At 48.1% G+C, this 3,662-nt stretch carries 4 protein-coding genes and 1 pseudogene; 1 reads left to right on the forward strand and 4 read right to left on the reverse strand.

Going from position 1 to position 3,662, the window contains the following annotated elements; translation table 11 throughout:
* Positions 1–299: pseudogene (locus tag V5298_RS20040) on the reverse strand (hypothetical protein); the annotation flags it as partial.
* An 85-nt stretch (positions 300–384) separates the two neighbouring features.
* Between V5298_RS20040 and rsmD the strand changes: the two are divergent.
* Positions 385–990: a 16S rRNA (guanine(966)-N(2))-methyltransferase RsmD gene (gene rsmD, locus V5298_RS20045; protein ID WP_332933190.1), complete on the forward strand. Its 606-nt coding sequence runs from the start codon at positions 385–387 to the stop codon at positions 988–990.
* On the opposite strand, the gene V5298_RS20050 is transcribed toward rsmD, so the two are convergent.
* From V5298_RS20050 to pepB, 3 genes are all read right to left on the reverse strand, one after another.
* The gene (locus V5298_RS20050; RefSeq protein WP_332933191.1) at positions 987–1,562 is read right to left on the reverse strand and encodes a YjaG family protein; all 576 of its coding nucleotides are present in this window, start codon (positions 1,560–1,562) and stop codon (positions 987–989) included. The two genes, rsmD and V5298_RS20050, sit on opposite strands and share 4 nt — an antisense overlap.
* A gap of 5 nt (positions 1,563–1,567) precedes the next feature.
* Positions 1,568–2,167, reverse strand: a complete 600-nt coding sequence (locus tag V5298_RS20055) for a YhgN family NAAT transporter (RefSeq protein WP_332933192.1) — start codon at positions 2,165–2,167, stop codon at positions 1,568–1,570.
* Between the two features lie 127 nt (positions 2,168–2,294).
* The gene (gene pepB / locus V5298_RS20060) at positions 2,295–3,584 is read right to left on the reverse strand and encodes an aminopeptidase PepB (protein WP_332933193.1); all 1,290 of its coding nucleotides are present in this window, start codon (positions 3,582–3,584) and stop codon (positions 2,295–2,297) included.
* Between the last annotated feature and the right edge of the window lie 78 nt (positions 3,585–3,662).

Raw genomic sequence — 3,662 nt, forward strand, 5'->3', positions numbered from 1 at the left:
ACACTACCAGCGATTGCTTCTGTTACCACCACCGGCGATTCATTTTCATCGTCGTTATCCCCAAGGGGTTCAACGTCAGCTTTTAATTTTGCCTCATCAAGGGGTTGCCCATCTTTGTCAGCGCCCGCCTCCGAAGTATCGGCATCATCGTCAATACTGGCGGGAGATGGCGTTATTTCAGGCTCTGCATCAGGGACCTGGGGTTCATCGGATACAGGAACTTGTTCCTGCGTATTTTTTGCTTTTTCATCTTTTTTAGAATGCTTGTTCTTACTGAACCAGCCAAAAAGTTTCGACATTGTTTGGTCAAATCCTTATTAAAACGGCAAAATTCGGCTACACTGGCCGACTTTCAATAGCCGTTATCATACATTGTCAGCACCCATGAAGCGAGTATCCAAAAAGCCTTTACGTCAAAAGCAAAAACCCGGAAATGTGAGAATTATCGCTGGCCAGTGGCGCGGGCGAAAATTGCCCGTTGCAGACATCGACGGTTTGCGACCAACCACCGATAGAAACAAAGAAACCCTGTTTAACTGGCTCATGGGCGATCTCCACGATGCCCGATGTCTTGATGTCTTTGCCGGGTCTGGTGGACTGGGCTTTGAAGCGCTGTCACGGTATGCCAAGCATTGCACCTTTATCGAATATGATCGCGCTGTAGCCGAGCAACTAACACAAAATACCCGCATTTTAGAGGCCGACGCCAAGGTGATACAGGGCGAGGCGTTAAAAACACTCCCCACCCTTGATGAGGCCTTCGATATTATCTTTATCGACCCGCCCTTTAATAAAAACCTAGCGACACCGGCAATACAGCAAATTTTACAGCACAACCTGATAAAGCCCGACGGCGTAATTTATGTTGAGCGGGAAATTACTGCCCCGCCCCTTCCTGCCGATCCCAGGCTAATACAAATAAAAGAAAAGCGCTTAGCCCAAGTGCAATATCAGTTATTGCGGTATGACGTGTCAGCCAATCAAGATTAGTTTTGTATTTCAAGACCGATATTAGAAATACCTTCTTCCAGTGCCAGTTGTTTTAGGGTGTCACAGACACTTGCAACTGGCCCTGGAGTGGCCATAGCATCAAGTAATGCATTTTGTAATGACACCTCAAACTCCATCAAAGGATGCCCTTTGATATCATCTTCTGCTACGCCACTTGCCAATAAATACGCTTCCACGCTTCCTTGGGATAATTTACTGATAACCACAGCACCCTGTAGATCCTGTTTAAGCACCAACATAATCGCAGCCTCTAAACCGATGGTGGCATCAATGGCCGGATACACGCCAAAGGTATCGTAATCTGCCGTGTCAGGCGTGACCTGCTCAACTTTTTCTAATTGAACCGAAAAATTAATTTTGCTTTTGGGGCTTTTTATGGATTCCCACAGCAAGCCCAAACACTTTTCACACACACCTTCGTCGTCAAAGCCTGTGACTTCTTTAAACAGCGCAAAATTCGGTAACATTCTTTCCAACATGGCAGCGCTGAAAGCCACCGCTTGCCAACCTTCCAGTTGACGCACCCGGGAAAAAGTAGAAAGTTTAGTCATAGTGCTTATACTCCGCTGGAATGGGTAAAGTAGTGGCTAATGCCGTCCAGCAACATCTGAATTGAAATCATCACCAAGATCATCCCCATCAATCGCTCCATCGCGGTAAGTCCTCGCTCACCAAGCAAGCGATGAAAAATACCCGAAAACATCAAAATGACCGCACTGATAATCCAGGCGGCACCCAGTGCAATGGTCCAGTCTATCATCCTATCGGGATTTTGATTCGCAAGCAGGATCAGTGCCGCTAACGTAGACGGACCGGCAATCATAGGAATGGCCAATGGCACAAGGAAAGGCTCTTCGCCCACAGCCAGCCCCAATGGGTTTCCTGACTGTGGAAAAATCATTTTGAGGGCAATAAGAAATAGAATAATCCCACCGGCAATACTCACGGTTTCTTGCTGCACATTGAGAAAATCAAGTACCGCCTGACCACTGTGTAAAAACAGCATGAGGATCAGAAGCGCAAAGACTAATTCTCTAATGAGTATAATCCGTCGTCGTTTCGGCTCAATGGTTTTTAGCACAGACATAAACACGGGCAAATTACCCAATGGATCCATGATTAAAAACAACATAACGGCCGCTGACCAGGTATCCATGAGCTTATCTCTCCAGTAAGCAGTGGGCGATAGTAAAAGGGAATTGCCGTGGCCCAATGATTAGGCTTGGTGACAATAAAGTCACTGTCGTCTAATCAAGTGGCCACGTATGCGTTTGTGTTAGCCGTTAACGGCCATAAGTGTGAAGAATACGGGCTATGGCACGAATTCCCTTACCGGTGGCACCTACGGGCATCTCACTGGTTGCTGAACCATGATAGGCGGCGGCCAAATCAAGGTGGATCCAGCCTGTTCCTGCCTCATTGACAAAACGAGAAAGGAAGCCAGCAGCGTTAGAGGCGCCACCCACACCGCCCCCTTTTTGCGGTCTGCTATTGGCCGTATCGGCAAAGGCAGAGGGACATTTATCCTGATGCCAGCGCGCAACCGGCAATGGCCAGAATTTTTCGTTTTCCTCTTGCGCCGCCGTCAGCATGGCCTGGCGGGCATTATCATCCAAACTAAACACAGCATGGTAGTCATGACCTAACGCCACAGTGGCAGCGCCGGTAAGGGTAGCGGCGTTAATAATTAAAGGCGCCTCAAGCTCGGTGGCCCGCAACAGGCCATCGGCAAGCACTAAGCGCCCTTCGGCATCGGTATTTACAATTTCAACTGAAACACCATTTTTGTACGTTAATACATCGCCCAGTTTATACGCGTGACCGCTGACGAGGTTTTCCGCGCAACATAACAGCAAACGCACCCGTTTGGTTAAGCCTTGGGTGATGGCTAAACCTAACGCGCCTGTCACCGTTGCTGCGCCTCCCATGTCACACTTCATATCCAGCATGCCTTCGCTGGATTTTAAACTGTAACCACCACTATCAAAGGTGATCCCTTTTCCTACCAATGCGGCGTCTACTGGGGCATCAGGATTTCCCGTTGGGTTATAATCCACTTCCAACATTACCGGTGGCCGTTCACTGCCACGGCCTACGTTATAGATACCAGTCCATCCGGCGTCTTTTAACCCTTCACCCACCGTGGTAGTTACCGTAATTTTATCGCCACCTACAGATTGTAAGTACTGCGCGGCGCGCAAAGCCAAGGTTTCAGGTGAGAGATCTTCTGGCGTATCGTTAACCAGATTGCGGGTAAATTGCAGTGCTTCATATTCTTTTTCTAGCCGTTGCTTATCACTGTTGTCTGCCCAGTGAATGCGCCCAGGCTTTCTTGCCCGAGTGTAACTCATGGCGAAGGCCCATTGGTGCGCTATACACCAATCACCTTCTAACTGAACTTCACTGATGTTTAAGCCATCAATGCGACGTCCAGCCTGACAAATTTCACGCTCTGCGTTTTCTTCACTACTCAGGTGTATCACTGCGCCGTTTTCGGTGAAACTAAAACGCGCGTTATCGCCCCAGGGCGCAGGCGCCTTGTCGAAAGTCAGTGATACAGAAAAAATCGCCATAACATTTCCTTTTTTGCTTGATACACTAGGTATCAAATAATTGAAATTTCGTAACTATGCAGTTTACTACACCCTTGC

The sequence above is a fragment of the Alteromonas sp. 14N.309.X.WAT.G.H12 genome (genome assembly GCF_036697315.1).
Taxonomy (GTDB): Bacteria; Pseudomonadota; Gammaproteobacteria; order Enterobacterales; family Alteromonadaceae; genus Alteromonas.